We start from the raw sequence: 22387 nt of genomic DNA, 5'->3' as shown, positions 1-22387 counted from the left end.
AGGGGCGCCGAAAGGCGCCCTTTGTCGTTTCAGGCGTTACGACCAGCGACGGAAGATCAGCGACGTATTAACCCCACCAAACGCAAAGTTATTGTTCATCACGTACTGGTTGCTCATCTGCCGGAATTCGCCGCGCAGGTAATCGAGCTTGCCGCAGTTTGGGTCGACGTCGTCGAGGTTGAGGGTGTGGACGTACAGGTCGCGGTTCATCATTTCGATGCTGAACCAGGATTCCAGCGCACCGCAGGCTCCAAGGGTGTGACCGAGGAAACTCTTCTGTGAGCTGATCGGCATGTGCTCGCCAAACAACGCGCTCGTTGCCAGTGTTTCGGCAATGTCGCCCTGTTCAGTCGCGGTGCCGTGACCATTCACGTAGCCAATGTCAGAAGGCTGTAACCCGGCGTCTTCCAGGGCCAGTTCCATGGCCCGGCGCATGGTGACCTGCTCTGGGCGGGTGGCGTGCTGGCCGTCGGCGTTGCTGCCGAAACCGACGAGTTCGGCGTGGATGTGCGCACCGCGAGCCAATGCGTGTTCGAGTTCTTCGAGCACCAGCATGCCGCTGCCTTCACCGATCACCAGGCCATCGCGGCCGCTGTCGTACGGGCGTGGGGAAGTCTGCGGCGCATCGTTTTTCAGGCTGGTGGCGTAGAGCGCGTCGAAGACCATCGCTTCGGTCGGGCATAGCTCTTCAGCGCCGCCGGCGAGCATCAGTGGCAGGCGACCAAACTTGACCGACTCGTAGGCATAACCGATGCCCTGACTGCCGCTGGTGCAAGCGCTGGAGGTCGGGATCAGCCGACCGGTGAGGCCGAAGAAGATGCTGATATTCGCCGCCGTGGTGTGCGGCATCATGCGCACATAGGAGTTGGCGTTCAGGCCCTCGGCCACCGAGTTGAGCAGCATGTTGCCGAACGCCTTGATCTCGTCGGTGCTGCCGGTGGATGAGCCGCAGGAAACGCCCATGCGCCCGTCCTTGATCGATTCGTCACCCAGCAGACCGGCATCGGCCAATGCCTGTTCCGCTGCGCCGACCGCCAGGCGCGAAACCCGGCCCATGCTGCGCAGTTGCTTGCGGGTCCAGTGGCTCGGCACTTTGAAGTCGTCGATCGGCCCCGCCAGTCGCGTGTTGAGTTCGGTGAAGCGATCCCACTCGTCCATCCGGCGGATACCGCTGCGGTTGGCCGCGAAGTTAGCGGCGATGGTGTCCCAATCGCTGCCCAGTGAGGTGATGCCGGCCATGCCGGTGACGACGACGCGCTTCATCAGCACAGGCCTCCGTTAACGGCCAGAACCTGCCGGGTGATGTACGACGCTTCCGCCGACATCAGGAAATTCACCGCGCTGGCCACCTCTTCCGGGGTGCCCATGCGTTGTGCGGGGATCATTTTCATCATTTCTTCCACCGGCACGTTTTCATCGAGCATCGCGGTGTCGATCAAGCCGGGTGCGACACAGTTAACGGTAATTTTGCGCTTGCCCAACTCGATCGCCAACGCCTTCGCCGCGCCGATCAAACCGGCCTTGGAGGCGCTGTAGTTGACCTGGCCACGGTTGCCGATCAACCCGGAAACCGAGGTGATGCAAACAATCCGCCCGGCCGCGCGACGACGAATCATCGGCATCATCACCGGGTGCAGCACGTTGTAGAAACCGTCGAGGTTGGTGCGCATCACCACATCCCAATCATCCTCGCTCAGGGCTGGAAAAGCACCGTCGCGGGTCAGGCCGGCGTTCAGTACCACGCCGTAATAGGCGCCGTGGGTTTCCACGTCGGCTTCGAGAATGGCTTTACAGCTGGCGCGATCGGAAATGTCGAATTGCAGAATGCGCACGTTGCGCCCCAAGGCTTCGATTTCGGCCTTCACGGCTTCAGCGTCCGCAAGTCCGCTGCGGCAATGCAGCACGATGTCATGCCCGGCCTGGGCCAGACGCAAAGCGATAGCACGGCCGATGCCACGGCTGGAACCGGTGATCAGTACGGATTCAGTCATGGCTGGGTTCCTTGGGTTTCATGAAGGTATTGAGCGGCCTGAGGCGGACGGAACACGTTCAGACGAGCGGTGGCGTGAATGCCGGGGGCGGTGATGTGGCATTCGAACACGCCCATGCCGTTGTCGTCTTCCAGGGAGCGGATGCCGTGGATGGTCAGCTCGGTGCCGGCGGGGAAGTGCTCGACGTTGCATTCGAATTTGCGGGTGCCGAGCAGAAACCCCAGTTCCACCGCATCGCCACGCTGGCGCGCATGGCAACCGGCGTAGGCGGCGACGCTCTGGGCCATCAGTTCGATGCCGACCCAGGCCGGCAGGCTGCCGTCCGGGCGGTTGAACAGGCCATCGGGTCTGACCGTGAGGCGGGTGTAAATCTGCTCGTCATCGAACGACAGGATCTGCTCGATGAAGATCATGTCGCCAGCGTGCGGCAGCAGTTCGGCGATCGGCCAGTCAATCATGGGGCGTCTCCGATAATCAGGCTGACGTTGTTACCACCGAAGGCAAAGGAATTGCTCATCAGATAGCGAGGTGCAATGGACGTCAGGCGATCGGCCGGGGTCACCCATTTCAGGGCTGGCAAATCGGGGTCCGGTTGGCTGTCCCAGACGTGGGGCGGCAGGGCGTGCTCGCGGTTGCCTGCACTCAGGCTCAACCAGCAGAACGCCGCTTCCAGGGCGCCGGCCGCCCCGAGGGTGTGGCCGGTCATGGGTTTGGTCGACGAACACGGCACACCCGCCGGGAACAACGTCGCCACCGCCAGGCTTTCCATGGCGTCGTTGTGTTGGGTGGCGGTGCCGTGCAGGTTCAGGTAATCGATCTGCTGCGGTTGCAGTTGTGCTCGGCTCAAGGCTTTGCGCATCGCTTGCAGGGCGCCACGGCCGGTCGGTTCCGGCGCAGAAATGTGATGTGCATCGGAGCAGGCGCCACTGCCAAGCAGTGCAATTGGCTGGCTGTCGCCGACACTTTTGCTCATCAAAAACAGCACCGCCGCTTCGCCAATGTTGATGCCGTTACGGTTCACCGAAAACGGGTTGCAGCGTTGTTCAGACACCGCTTCCAGCGCCGAGAACCCATTGAGGGTCAACTTGCACAGGCTGTCGACACCGCCGCACAGCACCGCGTCGCATACGCCCAGGTCCAGCAGTCGCTGAGCACTCATCAACGCCCGGGCGCTGGAGGTGCAGGCCGTGGAAATCACATAGGCCGGGCCGCTCAGTTGCAGCCAGTCGGCGAGGAAGTTCGCCGGAGCGCCGAGTTCCTGTTGCTGGTAGTCGTAATCGGCCGGGAACTGGTGCTCGCGGATGTAATGGGCCAGGCCGCGACTGGCTTCGTCGATGCCCGAGGTGCTGGTGCCCAGAACGATACCGATGCGGTCGCGGCCGTAGGTCTGGATCGCCTGGTCGATGTCTTCGCGAATTTGCAGCGCGGCTTCCAGCAGCAATTGATTATTACGGGTGTCTTGCGGCGCAAGCTCCGCCGGGATCGGCGCCAGTTCGCCGCGAACCGCGGCCACGGGCAACGACCGTTCCGCCACCCAGCCGGCCTCATCGCGCATGCCCGAACAGTCACCGGCAAACAGGTTGCGGGTGACTTCGGACTTGTCACGGCCCAGGGCGCAGATCACCCCGAGGGCATTCAGGTAGGCCGTCATGGCGCGTCCCCGCTGAGTGGAGTGACTTGATATTTCGGGCCTTTGGGCAGGTTCAATTCAAAGCTCATGGGTTGTGAGTAGCGGACTTCCCAGTGCGCTGGCAAGGACCGTTGCGAGCCATGCTGCCACGCGGCGGGATAGTTGCCCGACAGTTCATCTTTGGGGGTCAGCGCAAACAGCAGCGCGGCGAACAGCTCTCGCGCTTCCGGATTGGGCGGCAGCAGACCGTCAGCCTGCCACTCGCCATCGACCAGTTTCTGGCGTGCCTGGGGAATGCCCAGCAAGTCCATCATCGACCAGCGAATGCCGGGACCTTCACGCTGGATCACCAGCACCCAATCCTGACGTTGGTCGGCCACCAGGCGCTGGATGTGCAATTGCAGCGGCAACGACAGGTTCGGGGTTTGCTCGGGCAGCGGCGCCCGGCTGGCGCAGGCGCTCAGCAACAGGATCGCGCCGAGGAGCAAAAATCTCAGGATGCCCGCTATCCCTGTGGGAGCGGGCTTGCTCGCGAATGCGGTGTTACATTCACCAATGATGTCGACTGACACTGCGCATTCGCGAGCAAGTCGGATCGCCGCACCGCCGCTCCCACAGGTTTGAGTTGCACTAAACATCACACAGCACCTTCAAGGGGTTTGCGCGCGACCACATTGACCAGGGTTTCTTCCCGTTGGCCGAAGGGCTTTGGCCGGCGCAGACCCAAGCGTTCAAACAGGCCGAAATCCTTGGCGCGGCTCCACCACAAGTATGGATAAGACACGTTTTGCGGGCCGAGTTCGAAACCCTGCTGGCGAATCATGTCCAGGTACCCGGCGGCGCTCTTTTGCACGTGCATCGGGTGGCGGAACAACCAGCGGATCACCCACGTATCAATGTAAGCCTCGGTGGATTCGGCGAACAGCAGATAGCCACCGGGTTTGAGCACGCGGTAGAACTCGGCCAGTGCCTGTTCCTGCTGCACCAGATGGTGGAAGGTTTGGTGACAGAACAGCAGATCGACGCTGGCGTCCGGGACGTTGATGCTCGCGCAGTCGCTGCCGGTCAACTCAACCTTCATGCCCTGACGGACGGCTTCTTCGCCGGCCAGGTCCAGGCTGTGTGGGTCGGCGTCCAGACCGATCAGGCGCTGTGGGGCAAAGGTCTGACGCAGGTACTGGAACGACTTGCCCTGACCGCAACCGGCATCCAGCAGCACTGGGTTGCTTGGCGGTGTTTCGCTGAACAGGCTACGCAAATCGCTGATTGCCACTCGCAGCACATGGTGCTGCCAAGTGTGGCTGCGCAGGAACCAGAAACCAAAGCGGGTTTCTTCGACGTAGGTGTCGCTCAAGTAGCTCATGTGGCGTCCTTTGCACAGAGCTCCGAGAGCATCCGCAGCCGGCGCTTGGGTTCGGTGACGAACGGATTGCGCTCGTCCCAGGCATACCCGGCCAGAATCGAACTGATCATGCGGCGAATATCGGGCGAGCCGCCCTCATGATAAATCACATCCTGGAACGTCCCGGCGTACCAGCCTTCGACGTAGCAACGGAATGTGTCGACGCCGCGCTTGAGCGGGATGGCGAACTCAGTCTGCCAATCGACATTTTCGCCTTGCAGTTGGCGATGCAGAACTGCGGCGGCCATGCTCGCCGAGCGCATGGCGATGGTCACGCCGGAGGAGAACACCGGGTCGAGGAATTCTGCTGCGTTGCCGAGCAGGGCAAAGCCTGGCCCGTGGAGGGTTTTGACGTTGGCCGAGTAGCCGCCGATGGTTCGAGCGGGCGTATCCCACACAGCGTTGTTCAGCACACCGGCCAGGCTTGGGGTTTCAGCGATAAACCCTCGCAGGCACTCGTCCAGGTTCTCCATGCGGCCTTCGAAGTGTTCGGCTGCCGCGACCACGCCCACCGAGCAACGGCCGTTGCTGAACGGGATGGTCCAGAACCAGATATCGCGGTGGATCGGATGGGTGGTGATGAGGATTTTTTCCCGCTCGAAGGTCGGGCTGTCGATGTGGTCCTCGACGTGGGTGAACACGGCCTGGCGCACCGGGAAATCCGACGGCGCTTCAAGGTCGAGCAAGCGCGGCAACACGCGGCCGTAGCCGCTGGCATCCAGCACGAAATCGGCTTCGACGCGGTACTGGCTGCCGTCTTCGCGAAGCACGTCGAGCTGCGGTTTCGGCAGGCTGAAATCGACGCTGACGATGGCTTCGCCGTAACGAACGTCGACGCCTTGCAGCGCGGCCTGATCGGCCAGCAGCTTGTCGAAGTCGGCACGCTGGACCTGGAAGGTAGTCGGCTTGCCGTTGCTGAACGTCTCGCCGAAATCAAAGGCGCTGTATTGCTCGCCCCAAGCGAATGCCGCACCGTTTTTCAACTGGAATCCGGCGGCGTTCACCGCCTCGAGCATGCCGGCTTCTTCGACGAAATCCAGGCAGTGGGACAGCAGGCTTTCACCGATGGAAAACCGTGGGAAATGCTGGCGTTCGATCATCAATACGTCATGACCTTTACGCTTGAGCAGCGCGGCGGCGATGGCGCCCGACGGACCTGCACCGATAACCACGACCTGGCGATGTTCCATTTCAACTGTTGGCACGGGGGCTCCTTGCCGGGACGGCGATGTTCAGAGGGGTTTGGTGCATACCGGCGAGTGCCGGCAGCAGTGTCGCGATCAGGCCCATCACCATCAGCGCGAAGTACAGCGCCGGGCTGATGAGTTGTTGTTGCAGCAGCAGGTTGAGAAAGACGATCTCACTCAAGCCACGAATATTCAGCAAGACACTTTCCCGCCAGCGACTGGCGCCTTCAAACGATGCGCCGGCCCAGCCGAGGCCCAGCCAGTTGCCCAGCAGTTTACTGGCAATCGGGAACAGCAGCAGTGCCGCCAGTTGCACCCAGCCGAGGCTGGCCAAGGCCGCATGGACGTTGATTTGCACGATGCCGAACGTGAGGATCAGCGGGATCGCGATATACGTCTGCAAGTGACTCATCCAGATCACCGGCAACGGCAGCACCAGCGGCACTTTGAGCGCGGCCATCCACAGCAGGTAACCGATGCCGAAAATCAGCGCATTGAGCTTGAAGTGTTCCGCCACGACCAGCAGTGCGAAGAAGCAACCGCTGTGCAGCAACGGCTGGCGCAATCGGAGCAGGCGCAGCAGCAACGGCAGGCAGGCGCCGGCCAGCGGCAGCAAGAGGCTGCTCAGGTGCAGGCTGCCTTGGGCGATGGCGAACAGGGTCCAGCAGGTGAGGTCGATAAGGATCGCGGTCTGCACCAGTCGCCGGGTGGCGGCAGGCGGGTATTTGATGTGTCGCAGGTACAGATACAACACCGGAATCGCCGTGATGGCGAACAGCAGGCCGACCGCCAGCGAACTGATCCAGGGTTGCGGCGGTAACAGCCACACTGCAGTCGCGAGGCCGCAGGCAAACGGAATACAGAAGCTGGGCAGGGCGATCTTCAGGCTCTGACGGTCGAGTCGCAGGTCAATCACGTCACTGAGAATGTGCCCCAGCAACAAGGCAAAGCCCAGGCTGTAGACGTTTTTCAGCCAGGCCGGCGCGACCAGCGCGGCGCCGCTCAATTGCCACTGGGGTTCGATCCAGAAGTACATCAGCAGCGGCAGGCCGAAAGTGGCCAGCAGCAACTGGCTGACAATCGGGATCACGCCGAAGTGACGACCGACACGGGTGGCCACGGCGAATAGCGCCAGGGCCATGACCCAGAACACGGCGATCATCATGTGGCTGACTCCGTGACCGGGGCGGCGTGAACCTGGCGTCCGGCCCACGGCGCAAGGATGAAACTGAACGCCAGGCCGAGGCTCACCGACAGACCGAAATTGCTCACCGCCGGCGTGCTGGACACCGCCAGCAAACCGAACGACAGCCACGTGGTCAGCGCCGCCAGCAAGGTGCCCAGCAGGCTCACCGCAGCGCCGCCGACCTGTTCGCGCATGAGGATCGCGTAATCGACGCTGATGGCCGTCACCAGCAGCAGGCCGAACAGGCTGAACAGCGTCAGCGGTTGCCCCAGCCAGCCGAGACTGGCCAGACTGCAAAGCGCGGCCAGCAGCGGCAGGGCGACGATCCGCAGCGCGCCGCCGAAACCGAACGGCAGGATCAGCACCAGAACGATCAGCACGCAGGACGCGAGTTTCAGCTCTGCGGCACTGATCTGGGTGTCGGCGAATACCGTGTTCAACTCACCGAGGCGATCCACCAGTTCCACGCCCGGCAAATCCAGCGCCTGGACTCGCAGCAGGGCAGGATTGTTCAGCCCTTGCAGACTGACCATCGCCGCTACGCCGTCATCGGTCGGTCCCAGCCACAGTGTGCGATAGGGTTCCGCCAACGGACCGACCAGCGCTGCGTCGATGTCTTCGGTGGGCAGTGCCTGCAATTTCGTGAGCTCTGCTTGCAGCGCCTCGGCGGGCACGCCGACATCGAGCAGCGGTTGCCAGAACTGCGGCAACTTGTTCAGCGCCTCACGGACTTTCTGCTGTTCGGTGGGTTGGCTGACCAGTTGATTGAGCGACAGATAACCCTGGAGTTTTTCCAGGTTGACCAACTGATCCAGCCGCTCGCTCAACGCAGTTTGGCGTTCCAGCAGTTGCTGCTGATTGGCCGCGCGTACCAGGAAGAACTGGCTGGTGGGTTGATAGCCGGTGATGCGTGCAATGGTTTGTGCTTCGTCAGTCAGTTGCTGCGGTGCACCGACCCACTGGCGAATGTCGTTTTTGGTGTCGAGCTGCAACAGACCGCCCACACAAAAGGCAATCAGCAGCGCCAGCAGCACCGGCGTGCTCGCGAGTTTGAGCAACGCTTCACGGCGCCCCAGCAAATACTCGGCCACCCGCAGCGGCCACTGCGCCGGACGCAAATCTGTGCCCTTGAGCAGTGCCGGCAGCAGGCACACCGCGGACAAATAGGCGCCGAGCAGACCGGCGGCAGAGAACACGGCAATCTGGGTCAGCGCCGGGAACGGTGTCCAGGCCAGGGCCAGGTAACCGATGCAACTGGTGATCAGGCTCAGCGTCAGGCCCGGCAACGTCAGGCGCAGGGCCGGCCAACTGTGCCAGGGCTTCAGGCTCCAGCTCTTGGACAGGTAGTGCAGCGGGTAATCGACCGCTACGCCGATCAGGCTCGAACCGAGCACCAGCGTCATCACATGCATATGGCCGAACAGCGCCACGCAGGCCACCGCACCGAAGAGCATGCCGACCAGCACCGGGACGAAGGCCAGCAACACCCGCCAGCGCCGGAAGGCCAGCAGCAACAGCAACAGAATGCCCACCGTGGCGCCACCACCGACCCAGGTCATTTCCCGGGTGGCTTGCTTTTGCCCACTGGCCGCATAGAGCAAGCCGCTGGCGGCAAGCAATTGAACGTTGGCCTGGGCGGCTTGTTCACGGCTGTGCTGGAGCAGGTCGGCCACTTGCAGCGGCAAGTTCATGTCGAAGGCGTTGCCAGTGGTGCGCGAGCGCAGCAGCACCCAACTCTTGCCGTCGGCGTCGGCATCGGCGACCAGCGCACCGCTGCCGATGTCCAGTTGCACCGAACCGTGTTGCGGCTGGCTGTTCTGGATGCGCCCGGTCAGGCCCAGCCAGTCATCCTGACTCGGCACCAGACTGAAACCGGTGAAAGGGTCGAACAGCGCTTGTACTCGCTGCTGGATAAAGGCGTCGGGATGCTCGATCAGTTGCTGCCGGTCAGCCGCTGACAACATCGCGAGTCGACCATTGAGCAATTGCGTGCGCAGCGCTGGCAAGTCGGCTTGCAGGTTCCACTGGACCTTTTCGAACAAGCCGCTGGCCTGCCACTGCTCGCCCAGTTTCTGCGCCATCGCGACGGCTTGCTGGCGATCGGTGTGGCCGACCAGTACCAGCATTTCGCGGTTCAGCGGTTCTTGCATGCGTTGTTCGGCGCGCAGTTCCAGCGCGTCCGGCGCCGTGCCCGGCACCAGTTCCATCAGGTTGGCCGACAGCGGGGCGCCGTCACGCCATTGCCAACCGGCAAGCGCGAGCACCGCCAGCAGCAGGATCAGAAACAGCCGTGGAAGACTCCGTTCACTCGGCAAAGTCATGTTGCTCCGCATCGCTCAACGGTTGTGCACTGGTGCTGTCCTGCATGCGCAAAAGCGTGCTGTCGCCTTGGGTTTCGAGCAGCTCGATGCTGTGCACCAGTTCGCCGCCGGCAATGTTGATCTGAGTGAACACCTGCTTGAGCAGCATGGAACGCGGGGTCAGCGTCAGCTTCCAGTGCTGTGCGTCGCCGCTCAGTGAAAGTTCGAAATCCCGTTGCAACCCGCTGCTGTCGCCTTGCAGTACGGCGAGGAACAAACGGTTCTGCTCGGCACCGGCACTCTTGCTCGGGAGCATTTGCCACCCGTTGGCGTCTCGCCGGGCGATGCCTTTGTCGCTGATGCGGTAATCCTGTTGCAGCGGGGTTTTCAGCAGCCAGAGCAAGCCGTGGTTTTTAGCGAGGACGAAAGTGCCCTTGCTGGTCAGCGGCTGGGGCAGGGCGCGCAGGTGTTTTTCCTGGATGAAGTTGCCGTGGATCACGTCAGGCTTGGCCAGTTGATCACTCAACTGCTGCAAATCAAAAGCCTGCGCCAATGAAGTAAATCCCAGCGCTAACACCAGCGCCACCACGAACCTGTAGCAGCTGCCGAGCCCGCGAGGCTGCGTTCGGCGGCGAAGCCGTCGTAAAACCTGAACATGCGGTGCATCAGGAGGAATGCAGGGCGATTGCTGCGCCCGAGCGCGGACCGATCGACGCAGGCTTCGCCAGCTGCTACAGAGGGTTTTCAGCAGGGTCATGCGAGCATCCTTTCAACAGCGTCGGTGAAGACCTTGGGTGAGGCCAACTGCATTTCGCGGCTGCTCATGTCGACGGCGACCTGCACGGAACTGGCGCGGGTCAAGCGTTCGCCGGTTTCCAGATCGCTGATCAGGTAGCTGATCTTCAGACGGTTCTCCCATTCCACCAGATTGGCGCGCACGTTGAGCTTTTGGCCGAACACGGCGCCGCGCACATAACGCAGTTGCAGATCGATCACCGGCCATGCGTAGCCCGACTCGACCATGGCCGTGTAGTTGTGGCCGATCTTGTCCAGCAGCGCGCAGCGGGCGACTTCCAGGTATTTGATGTAATGGCCGTGCCAGACGACGTTCATGGTGTCGACATCAAAGAACGGCACGAGGATTTCCGTATCGGTGTGAAGCACTCCCTTGCTACGCATGCAGCCTCCAGTGTTGCTCGGCAATACGCTTCAGGCACAGGCGCAGTTCGCCTTCCAGCGCGCGGTCTTCGATGACCGGCGGGAAGTCCTTGGCCAGTTCTTCGTGCATGGCGGCCAGTGCTGGCGGTAATGGACGTGCATCCTCGGCCTTGCTGCGCAGCCAGACGCCTTGGTTGGCGGCCAGCAGAGTGGCAGCGGCAACCTGTTCGGTCAGTTCCAGCACGCGGATCGCATCACGGGCAGCAATGGTGCCCATGCTCACTTTGTCCTGGTTGTGGCACTCGGTGGAGCGCGAGAAGACGCTGGCCGGCATGGTGTTTTTCAGCGCTTCGGCGGTCCAGGCACTGGTGCCGATCTGCACGGCTTTGAAGCCGTGATTGAGCATCGCTCGGTCAGCGGTGGCGCCGGACAGGTTGCTTGGCAAGCCATGGTTGTAACGCTCGTCCACCAGCAAGGCGAGTTGACGATCAAGCAGGTCGGCGACGTTGGCCACCAGGTTCTTCAGGCTGTCCATGGCGAACGCAATGTGGCCGCCATAGAAGTGCCCGCCGTGCAGCACGCGTTCGGCTTCGGCGTCGATAATCGGGTTGTCGTTGGCGCTGTTGAGCTCTATCTCGATGAACGAACGCAGCCAGTTCAGGCTGTCGGCCAGCACGCCGAGGACATGGGGCGCGCAACGCAGGGAATAACGGTCTTGCAGGCGATGCAGCGGCGCGGTCGGCGCGTCGATCGCCAGATCCTTGCGCAGCCACGCGGCGACTTGCATCTGCCCCGGATGCGGTTTGGTGGCGAACAGGCGCTCGTCGAAGTGCTCGGGGTTGCCTTGCAGGGCGACCACGTTCAACGCGGTGATGCGCGTGGCCAGTTGCAGCAGGTAATCGGCGCGGGCATAGGCCAGGCACGCGAGACCGGTCATGACGGCGGTGCCGTTCATCAGCGCCAGCGCTTCTTTCGGGCGTAGAACCAGCGGCTCCCAACCCAGTTCGCGGTGCACATCGGAGGCTTGTCGGCGTTCGCCACGGAACATCACTTCGCGTTCACCGGACAGGGTTGCGGCGACATAGGACAACGGCGTCAAATCACCGCTGGCGCCCACTGAGCCTTCTTCCGGAATCAGCGGCAGAATGTCGTGTTCGAGGAAGGCTTGCAGGCGTTCCAGCAGCTCCACGCGCACCCCGGACACGCCGTGGCACAACGACTGCAAACGCGCCGCCAGCACCGCGCGAGTGGCCTGAGCGTCGAGCAGTTTGCCCAAGCCACAGCCGTGGAACGTGTACAGATGACGGGGCAACGCCTCGACGTGATGCAGCGGCACCGCGACCACGCAAGAATCGCCGTAGCCGGTGGTCACGCCGTAGATCACGCCTTCCTTGTCCAGCAAGGAGTCCAGGAATCGCGCACCCTTGGCGATACGCTCGCGGTACGCAGGGTCGCTTTGCAACTGCGTCGGCACCTGACGGTTGGCCAGGGCCAGCACGTCTTCGATGCGCAAAGGGAGTTCGCCGAAGGTTACCGGCTCAAGCGTTGGCGTCGTCATCAGTCTTCCAGAAAGGGTAAAAGTTGAACCATTGTTGGGGCGCTTCAAGGCAATAGTGACCCAAGCGTTCGGCATAGCGGGAGGCCCACTGATGAATGACCTGCTCGCGGTCGCTGCGCTTCCACACCACGGCCTCGGCGAACGGTTCGAGGGTCAGTCGATAGTCGCCCGCTGGCTTCTTCAGGCACAGCATCAGGTTGATCGGGCATTTCAGCAGGCCGGCTAGCAACCATGGGCCCTGAGGGAACGCGGCTTGATGGCCGAGGAAATCCACGGTCACGCTGCGCCCGCCGTGCAGCGGCACGCGGTCGCCGGCAATCGCCAGCCATTCGCCGCGCTCCAGGCGTTCATGGAGTTGCAGCATGATCAGCGGGTCCAGCTCGCTGACCTGAATCAGTCGCAGATTGGTCGCGCCGGCTTCACCCAGCAAGCGGTTGAATTGTTCGGCGTGCTTGGTGTGCACCAGCACGTTCATCGTAACTTTCTCGCCGATCTCGGCCAGCGCACGGCAGACCTCGAGATTGCCCAAATGCGCGCCTACCAGCATCTGCCCACGGGTGCCGCGCAGTTGATTGCGCAGCAATGCCGGGTCGATGATTTCGATCTGCTCGATGCTCAACTTGCCGTTCCATACGTCGAGCTTGTCGAGCATGGAATCGGCGAAGGCCATGAACTGACCGAACACTCGCCAATGGGTCGGACGCAATTCGTTGCGACCACTCCAGTCGGCGAGCCGCTGCTGGTATTGCCAGGCGCTGCGACGGGCGCTGCGACCGAACAGGAAAAAGTACAGAACGATGCCGTACAGCAACGGGCTCAACAACCGACGGCCCAAGACTTTTGCGCAGAACGCGGTGAACTTCATCAGCCAGAAACTGCCGCGCTCCTGGCGGTCAGCCCAGTGTTCCTTGTCTGTGCTCATGCTCGCCACCGTCGCCAGAGAATCACTGGCGCCCGCAGCAACATGCCGAAGAACAACCGGGTGTGCATGCTCGTAATCAGCACGTTGTCGTGGAACAGGCGGAAATGCGAGACGCCATCCAGCGGGTAACGGACTTTGGTTTGCAGCCATTGCATGGGCAGATTGCGCCAGGCCAGTCGTACGAGAACGTCCGAGTCGAAGTCCATGCGCTTGCCGATCTTCGCCGAATCGATCAGCGCCAGGGTCGGTGGCAGCGGATAGACGCGGAAGCCGCACATGGAATCGCGAATCTGCAACGACAGGGTGTTGATCCAGACCATGACGTGAGTCAGGTAACGGGCGTACAAACGACCTTTCGGCACGCTGGCGTCGTAACGCGGGTAGCCGCAGATCACCGCCTCGGGATGGGCGCGTGACAGGTCGATGAAAGTCTGGACGTCTTGCAGATCATGCTGACCGTCAGCGTCCACCTGCAACGCATGGCTGAAGCCCAGGCGCGAGGCTTCGCGCATGCCAGTCATGACCGCGCCACCCTTGCCCTGGTTGGCGCCGAGCCGGATCAGGAACACCTTGTCGCGCAGGGCCAGTTGATCGAGCACCTTTGCGCAGGCCGGGCTGCTGGCATCGTCCACCAAAATGCATGGCAGGCTGCTGGCGAGCAGCGCATCAACCACCGTGGTGATGGCGGTTTCGTGGTTGTAGACCGGGACGATTGCGCAGGGGTTATGCATGTTGGCTCACACCTGAAAGACCGAGGTGCCTGCTTCGCGAGCAAGCCCGCTCCCACATTGGATCTCTGTTAAACACGAATCCCCTGTGGGAGCGGGCTTGCTCGCGAATGAGTGCGCAGCACTCACTAAGGTTATGCATCGCCTGCCACCTCCAGCAAGATCCGCCCACTGGAGCAGGTTGCGGTCTCGTTGCGATAGGTGAAATACAACTTGCTGCGCGTCGGATCGAAGCGCAGGTGCAGCTGGATTTCATCGCCAGGGCGCACCAGTTGTTGGAATTTCAGCACTTCCATGCCGGCGAATTTTGCCGGCAGGTCCATCAATTGCTGTCCTAGCATCAACGCCCACTCCACTTGCACCACGCCGGGCAATACGGGCGTCTGAGGAAAGTGGCCGCTGAAGTAGGCGAGGTCGGGTGGTACCGCCAGTTGCAGGCTCCATTCGCCATCGGCTTCGACTTGATCCAGCACTTCCGGCGCCTTTGGGCGCGGCGCCAGCAGCAGGGCTTCAACGGTGGCCTGGGGCAGTTTGCCCTGAGTGTTCAGTGGCAGTTGCCGCAGCAGGCGCCAGCGTCGTGGCAACGCCAGGGCTTCGCAATGCTGGCTCAGATGCTGACGCAGTTCTTGTGTGAGAGTGCGTCGACCCTGATTGCGCAAGGCATGCAGGCCTGACTCTGTCAGCACCAGCAGCGCACCCAACGAAGCGCGGTTTTCCTGAACCACGCCAAGACGCGCTTCGGCGACCCAGTCGTGGGCCATTAATGCCTGTTCCAGCATTGGTAGAGAGATACGTTTTTCTTCCAGTTTGACGATCCGGTCCAGCCGGCCGAGCAGTTCGAATCGGCCGTCGGCAGCGATTCGCGCGGCGTCCGCGGTGTGTTCGATATGCCCGGGAGGCAAGTACGGCGAAGCAATGAGCAGGGCGCCGTCGCTGTCCTGGCTCAACTCGATATCAGCAAAGGGCTGCCAGAGAATGTGGCCCTGACGCCAGGCGATGCCGCCGGTTTCCGAGCTGCCGAGGATTTCTGTCGGCCATTGCTGCAGGCGTTGCTGAAGGCTTTGTGCGGCCTCGACCGGCAAGGCGCCGCCGGAAGAAAATACTCGGCGAACCGCACTTAAAGCGGGCCAGTCGAGGTTGTCGCCCATGCGCTTGAGCAGCGCCGGGCTGGCGACCCAGGCGAACACCGGGTGTTCGCGGCTGGCGCGCTGCAGGTCTTCAGGGAATGCCAGCTGCTTGCGCACAAACGAGCGCCCGGCGCACAGCGGCCACAGCACTCGAAACAACAATCCGTAAATATGCTGAGTGGCGACGCTGCCGATGATGCAAGCCGCGCCAAGATCGGCGCCCCATAGCAGTTCCAGCGCTTCGACCTCATTGGCCAGTTGGCGCAGGGTTTTGTCGATGCGCTTGGGCTCGCCACTGGAGCCGGACGTGCACAGGCTCAGCGAACAGCGATCCAGGTCCAGTGCGGCGGCCATCAACGGCGGATGCCGGTAATCGCTCAGGTGTGCGTCATCGGCCTGATCGGTCAGCCACAGATCGACTTCGGTGGACCAGCGCTGGCGAGTCTGGGGTTGCAGGTCTGCGGGCAGCAGCACGCTGACCCCGGCACGCCAGGCACCGAGCAGGGCAATCGCCAGGTCGGCGGCATCCTCAAGGTGCACGGCAATGCGCCGCACACCCTGGGCTTGCAGGCCCGCGGCGAGGCTTAAAGCCTGTTCGCAAAGCTGTGCGTGATTCAGTGCCGGTTCGGCCGTCACGGCACGTTCCGGTTGCGCCTTGAGCAACAGGTGCTCAAGTTTTATCCAATTCATGGGTGGCCTCGTACCCGTTGTCGTATCAGCCATTCAATGGCAAACAGCAGGCCCATCAATCCGTAGGAAATCAGGCCGGTGTACAACATCCACCAACTCAGCGGCGCCCAGAGGGTCAGGACGGCGGCGAGCAAACCGTTAAAGAAGAAAAACACGCACCAGACGATCGTCACCTGGCGGGTATAAACAATCGCCTTGGCCGGCAGTTGCGGTTCACGCAATCGCGCCAGGCGTTCGATGATCGGCGGGCCAACGATCAAGCTCAGGCCAAACAGCCCGAGCATGAACGCACTGATCAGCACCGGGTACCAGCGCAGCAACAGCGGGCTGTCGAACAGCGCCAGCAACAAGCAAAAAGTGATCGCAGTGATCGCCATCCACAGACTGCCGGGCTTGCGCGTACCGAGTAGTGCCCGGGCCAGCCACAGGCTGCCCAGCAGCAGACCAAACTGCCACGGCGCGAAATGTTCCAGGCCGAAATACACCGCGAAGGGGTACAGCAGGCCCGCCAGCAGCAGGCCGAGGCCGATCAGTCGGCTCATGCGGCTGGCTGAACCAGACGGTAGACCGCCTCGACCACGTCGCTGACGGTACGCACCGATTTGAACTCTTCGGCAGCGATTTTCTTGCCGGTCTGGCGTTTGATGTGATCGATCAGGTCGACCGCGTCAATGCTGTCGATTTCCAGGTCCTGATACAGGTTGGATTCGAGGCTTACGCGCTCGGGGTCCAGCTCGAAGAGTTCGACCAGAGCATCGCGCAGGGTGTTGAAGATGTCGTCACGAGTTTGCATGGTCCGGTCTCAAGCTGCCTGTTTTGCAGTGACGAACGCCGCAAGGCTCGCCACGTTGCTGAAGTGATTGCGGGTGTCCTTGGCGTCGGCGTCGATTTTGATGCCGTACTTTTTCTGGATGGCCAGGCCGAGTTCCAGGGCGTCTACCGAATCCAGGCCCAGGCCTTCGCCGAACAGCGTCTGGTCGTCGCCGATGTCTTGTGCGCTGATGTCTTCAAGGCCCAGGGCGTCGATGATCAGTTCTTTGATTTCACGGTGTAGATCGCTCATCTTCGGCGAGCTCCTTAATATAGTAATGATGCAAATAGTCATTGAGCTTGCGCGAGGCCTGAGGAGCAGGGCCCAGCGAGGCGAAGGCTTGTGGATCTATATCGGCCCCGACACGGAAACTGAAGTGCACACGGCGTTTGGGGATCCGATACCAGGGCTCGGCCTTGGTCAACGTGGTCGGGCTGACCTTGATGATCACCGGGGTGAGGATTTTCGCACCCCGCAGAGCAATTGCCGCAGCACCCCGATGGAAGGCTGGCGCCTGACCGGGCTGAGTGCGGGTGCCTTCGGGAAAGATGATCAGGGTCTGGCCGCTTTTCAGCGCGTCGGCAGCTGCATCGAGCATGTCCATGCTGCCGTCGTTGCTGATGTATTCGATGCAGCGCAGCGGGCCGCGGGTAAAAGGGTTCTCCCAGAGACTTTTCTTGACCACGCAGTTGGCGTGGCGCACCAGGCCGATCAGGAACACCACATCGATCAGCGACGGATGATTGGCAATGATCATTTGCCCCGGTCGACCGAGCTTTTCGGCGCCCTGGATGTCGTAAGTCAGCACGCCAGTGCGAGCCATGAATCGCACAAAAAACCAGAACAGGCGGGCGACGGTGTGCCGCGCTCGCCGCCGGTGTGTCCGGGCATCGCCGGGCAGGCAGTTCAGCAGCGGGAAAACCACAAGCCGCAGGCACAGCCCGCCCAACCCGAACAGGGTGAAGCTTGCGGCGGTAGCCAGCAGGCGCCAGTAATAGGCGTCGCGGTTTTTTTCGGTTACAGGTTGCGTTGCCAGGTCCATACACGATTTTTCCAGGCATGTTGGCAGGTGGTCTGCTGGCCGAGCAGGGTACGCAATAGGTTCAGAGCATGGGGCCATTGGGCTTTGGACAACTCATCCGAGGCGCTGTTCAGGGACAACTGCCAGTCGTTTCCGGGGGTGATCAGCAGGCCGACCGCGTAAGGGAACGGCACGTCGTCGATCCAGGTCGAGTAGGCTTCGGGCGGTTGCTCTTCGGTGACGATCAGCAGTACCGCGGGAGCACCCTCGGAAAGCAAAGCCGCGGCCTCTAGCATGCCGTGTTCAAGGCCGTCGCCGGCTGCAGCGAGGGCCGTCATTTCACTGGTTTCGCCGCGCATGATCGACCACAGGCCGATGATCGCGTTGTGCACGGACAGGCTGAATTGAGTCGGCGACAGCGGTTGATCGGCAGCCAGATCGCTGAGGATATCGAAAGTGCGCGGGGTTTCGCCGTGGCGAGAAATAAAGACCAACGGTAGGTCCTGGCGGCCATCGGCCAAGGGCCAGCCGACACTGAACGCCATCCGCGCCAGACGACTGAGTCGCCGGCGCTGCATGGCCGGCAGAAACGAGACGTCGGGTGCGGCATCGCTGCTCGCAAGCACGACCGGTTGTCGGCTCCAGGCCTGCCAATCGTCCACGCTTTCGAGCCCAGGGGCCCACGCGCGCCATTGGGCGATGTTGAAATTGATCACAGACATTCATCCCGCCCTTGCGGGCTTCTTTGACGCGGTGAGTCGCAAAAAACGCGAACTACCTTACGTAGCGCTTAGCGCCGAGTGGCGCGCATTATCCCGTTGCGGCGGGCGTGTAGCAAATGATGGTTACATTTTGCTCAATGAAATGTACCGGTTAGTTCCTACATGGCCATCGTTTGGCCATTATCCACACTTCGGCCGGCTAATCTGCCGGCTCTGTCGGCAAGCAGTGCACGAGTCCACGGCTTTTTCCGCGCGAGATTGCACCTGACTGTGTAGTCCCGATGCTGGCGAGGTAGCTAAGCAGCGCCGTGGACTACTACACTCGGTCATTCTTTGATACACGGAGGTTTTGACATGCGGCGCGTGGTGTTCAATCAGAAAGGTGGCGTAGGCAAATCCAGCATTGCCTGCAATCTGGCGGCGGTCAGCGCCAGCGAGGGTTATCGCACGCTGTTGGTGGATCTCGATGCCCAGGCTAACTCCACTCAGTACCTGACGGGGCTCACCGGTAATGACATTCCTATGGGCATTGCCGACTTTTTCAAACAGACCCTGTCTTCCGGCCCGTTCGCGAAGAAAAACCAGGTCGATATCTACGAAACCCCGTTCGACAACCTCCACGTCATCACTGCCACTGCCGAGCTGGCTGACTTGCAGCCCAAGCTTGAGGCCAAACACAAGATCAACAAGCTGCGCAAATTGCTCGAGGAACTGGACGGCGATTACGACCGGATCTACCTCGATACCCCGCCAGCGCTGAATTTCTACGCGGTATCTGCGTTGATTGCCGCTGATCGTGTACTGATTCCCTTCGATTGCGACAGCTTCTCGCGTCAGGCGCTGTACGGCCTGTTGGCGGAAATCGAAGAATTGAAGGATGACCATAACGAGGGGCTGGAAGTCGAAGGGATTGTCGTTAACCAGTTCCAGGCCCGCGCCAGTCTGCCCCAGCAAATCCTCGACGAACTGATCGCCGAAGGCCTGCCGGTATTACCGGTGTACCTGGGCAGCTCGGTGCGCATGCGTGAATCCCACCAGGCTAACACCCCGCTGATCCACCTCGACCCGCGTCATAAGCTGACGCAGCAATTCGTCGATCTGCACAACTTGCTGGAAAACGCCTGACTGCTCAGGGTCAGATGCCCTGACTGCGCAACCAACTCATCAACTGCGGTAACGGGAAGGCGCCGCTCTGTCGTGCCACTTCCCGGCCGTTCTTGAACAGAATCAGACTCGGGATCGAACGGATCCCCAACTGCGCCGACAGCTGCTGGTTTGCCTCGCTGTCCAGCTTGGCCAGTCGACACTTGCCCGTCAATTGCACCGCCGCCTGCTCGAACACCGGCGCAAACGACTTGCACGGCCCACACCAATCCGCCCAAACGTCCACCAGCAGCGGCAGATCGCCTTTGATCTGGCTGGCGTAATCGCTTTGCTTCAGTTCGAAGGGTTTATTCAGCAGGACTTCGGCTTTGCAGCGGCCGCATTTTGGATGGTCGTTGAGGCGTTCGGCGGGAATGCGGTTGAGGCCGTTGCAGTGGGGGCAGGGGATGAGGAGTGGGTCGGACATAGTCGTGCTCTGAATGAGTGGGCAATCTAGAACTGATCTGGTGTCGCAAACTGCTTTTATCAAGCCGTGAAAGGCCAACAGGCGCGACGCGCTTGTCGCAAATCCTCACATTTTCCAAGCGTTCCGTTTGGGATCGGTGGCTACTCTGGAAGCAGCGCCACCATCTTCAAATTACCTTAGCGAGGAGTTCGCTTTGCCTTCAGTCGCGTGCTACTTTTGTTGCACTTATCGAGAAATCGATGCCTTTCAATTATCGGATAGGAGTTATCCCATGTCCGTGACTTCCAAAATTCGCCGTCAAGGTGGGGCTGCGGTGATTACCCTCCCGCCAACTTTACTGAAGCTCCTGCACCTTGAAGTAGGGGCACAGTTGGAACTGAATGTGGTCGATGGCGAGTTGATTGCCCGTCCAGTTGTACAGCCTCCTCGCAAGCGGTACAGCCTTGCCGAGTTGCTTGAAGGGTCCGAAGAAGTCGCTGAGCTGAATGCTCAGACAGCGTTTGCACGTGAAGGCGATTCAGTTGGCCGGGAGCTAGGTTGATGGTTAGGCGGCAAGCGCCTCAACGAGGCGATGTCTACTGGATTGACCCGAACCCGGTTGCGGGACGAGAGATGATGAACCGGCATCGGTTCATAGTGATTACGCCAAGGGAAATCAACTCACTGGGTGTCAGCATGACTGTGCCCGTGACCAGTGGCGGGAGCTTCAGTCGAAACTCCGGTTTGGCAGTCATCGTCTCCGGCCACGAAACAAACGGTGTCGCGGTTTGTAATCAGGTACGCAGTTTTGATATTGAGCAGCGTGTCCGGGACGGTTCAGCCAAATTCATTGAGCGACTTGATGACATCACGATGGCAGACATCATTGCTCGAGTCGTCAGTGCCATCGATCCCATGGATTGATCCGTCTCACGACGAACAACTGATCTCCAAATGCTTGCCCCACTCCGGCGGCCGCTCGGCATAGCTCTCCATCCCCGGTTGCTCCTCGAACGGATTACTCAGCACCGCGTGCAACCGACGAACCTCTGAATAGTCGCCACTCTCTGCCGCATCGATGGCTTTCTGCGCCAGGTAGTTACGCAGGATGTACAGCGGATTGACCGCATGCATGCGTTTGCGGCGTTGTTCCTGATCAAGCTCGCCTTCACGCGTTACCCGGGCGATGTAGAGCTCACCCCAGGCATCGAAGCCTTTGATGTCGACGAAGTCATCGCGCAAGCGGGCGATGGCCAGTTCAGGTGATTCCTCCCCCAAACGGCGGAAGAACAGACTGTAGTCGACGCCACTGTTCTGCATCAGTTGCAGCAGGTGCTCCAGCAGTTTCTGGTCATCGTCTTCGGCCTTGGTGAAACCGAGGCGGCGGCGCATCAGGTCCAGGTAATGGGCCTGGTACAGCGGGAAGTACAGGCCGAGGGTTTCACGCAGGGCTTCGACGCTGATGAGCGGCGTCAGGGCCTGGGCGAGGGCGCTGAGGTTCCACTGGCCGATCGGCACCTGGTTGCTGTAGGAGTAACGGCCTTGGTCATCGGAGTGGTTGCAGATGAAGTGGGCGTCGAAGTCGTCGAGGAAGGCGAACGGGCCGTAGTCGAAGGTAATGCCGAGGATCGACATGTTGTCGGTGTTCATCACGCCGTGGCAGAAGCCATAGGCCTGCCATTTGGCGATCAGTTCGGCATTGCGCTCGACGATTTCGCGAAACATCGCCAGGTACGGCTCCGGCTGTTCCAGGCATTCCGGGAAATGCATGGCCAGCACGTGTTCGCCGAGTTCTTTCTGCTTCTCGGGGCGTTTGGTGTAGTAGAAATATTCGAAATGCCCGAAACGCACATGGCTCGGCGCCATGCGCAGGACCATGGCCGCGCGTTCCTGCTTCTCGCGCCACACCGGCGTGTCGGAGCCGATTACGCATAGGGCGCGGGTGGTCGGGATGTTCAGGGCATACAGCGCTTCGGAGGCGAGAAATTCGCGGATCGAGGACCGCAGGACCGCCCGCCCATCACCCATGCGCGAAAAGGGCGTCTGGCCGGCACCCTTGAGGTGCAGGTCCCAATGCTCGCCGGCCTCGTTGTAGACCTCGCCCAGCAACAGACCGCGACCATCGCCCAGTTGTGGGTTGTAGGAACCGAACTGATGACCGGAATAGACCATCGCCCTTGGGATAGCGTCAGCCCAGAGCTTATGGCCGCTGAACAGTTCGGCGAACTCCGGGGTTTCGGCCACGACAGGGTCGAGATCGAGCAATGCCATGGCGGCGGGGCTGGCCACCACCAGGCGCGGGTTGTCGATCGGCTCGGGTAGCACGTGGGCGGAAAACGTATCGCCCAGGCGGGCGAAACGGTTATCGAAAGTCAGTTCGTCGAGGGCTTTCAACGGCCATCTCC

The 22387-nt window shown here is 61.3% G+C and carries 25 protein-coding genes; 3 read left to right on the top strand and 22 right to left on the bottom strand.

Features of this window, described 5'->3' with window-relative positions:
* Positions 1-36 precede the first annotated feature (36 nt).
* From CKW16_RS05110 to CKW16_RS05015, 20 genes are all read right to left on the bottom strand, one after another.
* Positions 37-1263, bottom strand: a complete 1227-nt coding sequence (locus CKW16_RS05110; RefSeq protein ID WP_095127487.1) for a beta-ketoacyl-ACP synthase — start codon at positions 1261-1263, stop codon at positions 37-39.
* Positions 1263-1991 carry a 3-oxoacyl-ACP reductase FabG gene (gene fabG, locus CKW16_RS05105; protein WP_095127486.1) on the bottom strand — a complete coding sequence of 243 codons (729 nt, stop codon included), beginning with the start codon at positions 1989-1991 and terminating at the stop codon, positions 1263-1265. Before fabG ends, CKW16_RS05110 begins: the two co-directional genes overlap by 1 nt.
* Positions 1988-2449 (bottom strand): hotdog family protein, encoded by a 462-nt coding sequence (locus CKW16_RS05100; RefSeq protein WP_095127485.1) that lies wholly within the window; start codon positions 2447-2449, stop codon positions 1988-1990. Before CKW16_RS05100 ends, fabG begins: the two co-directional genes overlap by 4 nt.
* Entirely contained in the window at positions 2446-3642 is a 1197-nt protein-coding gene (locus CKW16_RS05095) for a beta-ketoacyl-[acyl-carrier-protein] synthase family protein (protein ID WP_095127484.1), read from the bottom strand. The genes CKW16_RS05100 and CKW16_RS05095 overlap by 4 nt, the downstream gene beginning before the upstream one ends.
* Positions 3639-4259, bottom strand: a complete 621-nt coding sequence (locus CKW16_RS05090) for a hypothetical protein (protein WP_256580446.1) — start codon at positions 4257-4259, stop codon at positions 3639-3641. The genes CKW16_RS05095 and CKW16_RS05090 overlap by 4 nt, the downstream gene beginning before the upstream one ends.
* Positions 4259-4984 (bottom strand): class I SAM-dependent methyltransferase, encoded by a 726-nt coding sequence (locus CKW16_RS05085; protein ID WP_095127483.1) that lies wholly within the window; start codon positions 4982-4984, stop codon positions 4259-4261. The genes CKW16_RS05090 and CKW16_RS05085 overlap by 1 nt, the downstream gene beginning before the upstream one ends.
* Positions 4981-6228, bottom strand: coding sequence for an NAD(P)/FAD-dependent oxidoreductase (locus CKW16_RS05080; protein WP_095127482.1), 1248 nt, complete (start codon positions 6226-6228; stop codon positions 4981-4983). The genes CKW16_RS05085 and CKW16_RS05080 overlap by 4 nt, the downstream gene beginning before the upstream one ends.
* The gene (locus CKW16_RS05075; protein WP_095127481.1) at positions 6215-7375 is read right to left on the bottom strand and encodes a sodium:proton antiporter; all 1161 of its coding nucleotides are present in this window, start codon (positions 7373-7375) and stop codon (positions 6215-6217) included. The genes CKW16_RS05080 and CKW16_RS05075 overlap by 14 nt, the downstream gene beginning before the upstream one ends.
* Entirely contained in the window at positions 7372-9717 is a 2346-nt protein-coding gene (locus CKW16_RS05070; RefSeq protein WP_095127480.1) for an MMPL family transporter, read from the bottom strand. The genes CKW16_RS05075 and CKW16_RS05070 overlap by 4 nt, the downstream gene beginning before the upstream one ends.
* Positions 9701-10453 (bottom strand): outer membrane lipoprotein carrier protein LolA, encoded by a 753-nt coding sequence (locus CKW16_RS05065; protein WP_256580445.1) that lies wholly within the window; start codon positions 10451-10453, stop codon positions 9701-9703. Before CKW16_RS05065 ends, CKW16_RS05070 begins: the two co-directional genes overlap by 17 nt.
* Positions 10450-10875, bottom strand: coding sequence for a thioesterase family protein (locus CKW16_RS05060; protein ID WP_033055401.1), 426 nt, complete (start codon positions 10873-10875; stop codon positions 10450-10452). The genes CKW16_RS05065 and CKW16_RS05060 overlap by 4 nt, the downstream gene beginning before the upstream one ends.
* Positions 10868-12412 (bottom strand): histidine ammonia-lyase, encoded by a 1545-nt coding sequence (gene hutH / locus CKW16_RS05055; RefSeq protein WP_095127479.1) that lies wholly within the window; start codon positions 12410-12412, stop codon positions 10868-10870. The genes CKW16_RS05060 and hutH overlap by 8 nt, the downstream gene beginning before the upstream one ends.
* A complete protein-coding gene (locus tag CKW16_RS05050) occupies positions 12393-13334 on the bottom strand; it encodes a glycosyl transferase (protein WP_095127478.1) in 942 nt (313 codons plus the stop codon). Before CKW16_RS05050 ends, hutH begins: the two co-directional genes overlap by 20 nt.
* Positions 13331-14065, bottom strand: coding sequence for a glycosyltransferase family 2 protein (locus CKW16_RS05045; protein WP_095127477.1), 735 nt, complete (start codon positions 14063-14065; stop codon positions 13331-13333). The genes CKW16_RS05050 and CKW16_RS05045 overlap by 4 nt, the downstream gene beginning before the upstream one ends.
* Before the next feature lie 131 nt (positions 14066-14196).
* The gene (locus tag CKW16_RS05040) at positions 14197-15879 is read right to left on the bottom strand and encodes an acyl-CoA synthetase family protein (RefSeq protein WP_095127476.1); all 1683 of its coding nucleotides are present in this window, start codon (positions 15877-15879) and stop codon (positions 14197-14199) included.
* On the bottom strand, positions 15876-16421 hold the full coding sequence (locus tag CKW16_RS05035; RefSeq protein ID WP_095127475.1) for a hypothetical protein: 546 nt from the start codon (positions 16419-16421) through the stop codon (positions 15876-15878). Before CKW16_RS05035 ends, CKW16_RS05040 begins: the two co-directional genes overlap by 4 nt.
* The gene (locus tag CKW16_RS05030; protein ID WP_007992314.1) at positions 16418-16672 is read right to left on the bottom strand and encodes an acyl carrier protein; all 255 of its coding nucleotides are present in this window, start codon (positions 16670-16672) and stop codon (positions 16418-16420) included. The genes CKW16_RS05035 and CKW16_RS05030 overlap by 4 nt, the downstream gene beginning before the upstream one ends.
* A gap of 9 nt (positions 16673-16681) precedes the next feature.
* Positions 16682-16942: a phosphopantetheine-binding protein gene (locus CKW16_RS05025; RefSeq protein WP_008149626.1), complete on the bottom strand. Its 261-nt coding sequence runs from the start codon at positions 16940-16942 to the stop codon at positions 16682-16684.
* On the bottom strand, positions 16923-17732 hold the full coding sequence (locus CKW16_RS05020) for a 1-acyl-sn-glycerol-3-phosphate acyltransferase (protein WP_095127474.1): 810 nt from the start codon (positions 17730-17732) through the stop codon (positions 16923-16925). The genes CKW16_RS05025 and CKW16_RS05020 overlap by 20 nt, the downstream gene beginning before the upstream one ends.
* On the bottom strand, positions 17708-18433 hold the full coding sequence (locus CKW16_RS05015; RefSeq protein WP_095127473.1) for a beta-ketoacyl synthase chain length factor: 726 nt from the start codon (positions 18431-18433) through the stop codon (positions 17708-17710). Before CKW16_RS05015 ends, CKW16_RS05020 begins: the two co-directional genes overlap by 25 nt.
* A gap of 354 nt (positions 18434-18787) precedes the next feature.
* Between CKW16_RS05015 and CKW16_RS05010 the strand changes: the two genes are divergently transcribed.
* Positions 18788-19558, top strand: a complete 771-nt coding sequence (locus tag CKW16_RS05010) for a ParA family protein (RefSeq protein WP_008149632.1) — start codon at positions 18788-18790, stop codon at positions 19556-19558.
* Positions 19559-19568: 10 nt separating this feature from the next.
* Here CKW16_RS05010 and trxC read toward each other — a convergent pair whose 3' ends face one another.
* Entirely contained in the window at positions 19569-20003 is a 435-nt protein-coding gene (gene trxC, locus CKW16_RS05005; protein WP_095127472.1) for a thioredoxin TrxC, read from the bottom strand.
* A gap of 271 nt (positions 20004-20274) precedes the next feature.
* Here trxC and CKW16_RS05000 point away from each other — a divergent pair, with 271 nt between their 5' ends.
* Positions 20275-20544, top strand: coding sequence for an AbrB/MazE/SpoVT family DNA-binding domain-containing protein (locus tag CKW16_RS05000; RefSeq protein ID WP_095127471.1), 270 nt, complete (start codon positions 20275-20277; stop codon positions 20542-20544).
* On the top strand, positions 20544-20906 hold the full coding sequence (locus CKW16_RS04995) for a type II toxin-antitoxin system PemK/MazF family toxin (protein WP_095127470.1): 363 nt from the start codon (positions 20544-20546) through the stop codon (positions 20904-20906). The genes CKW16_RS05000 and CKW16_RS04995 overlap by 1 nt, the downstream gene beginning before the upstream one ends.
* Positions 20907-20912: 6 nt before the next feature.
* On the opposite strand, the gene selO is transcribed toward CKW16_RS04995, so the two are convergent.
* Positions 20913-22376 carry a protein adenylyltransferase SelO gene (gene selO / locus CKW16_RS04990; RefSeq protein ID WP_095127469.1) on the bottom strand — a complete coding sequence of 488 codons (1464 nt, stop codon included), beginning with the start codon at positions 22374-22376 and terminating at the stop codon, positions 20913-20915.
* Between the last annotated feature and the right edge of the window lie 11 nt (positions 22377-22387).

This window comes from Pseudomonas sp. Irchel s3h14 (genome assembly GCF_900187425.1).
In the GTDB taxonomy this organism is placed as follows: Bacteria; Pseudomonadota; Gammaproteobacteria; order Pseudomonadales; family Pseudomonadaceae; genus Aquipseudomonas.
This window is presented reverse-complemented; position numbering and strand designations above follow the sequence as displayed.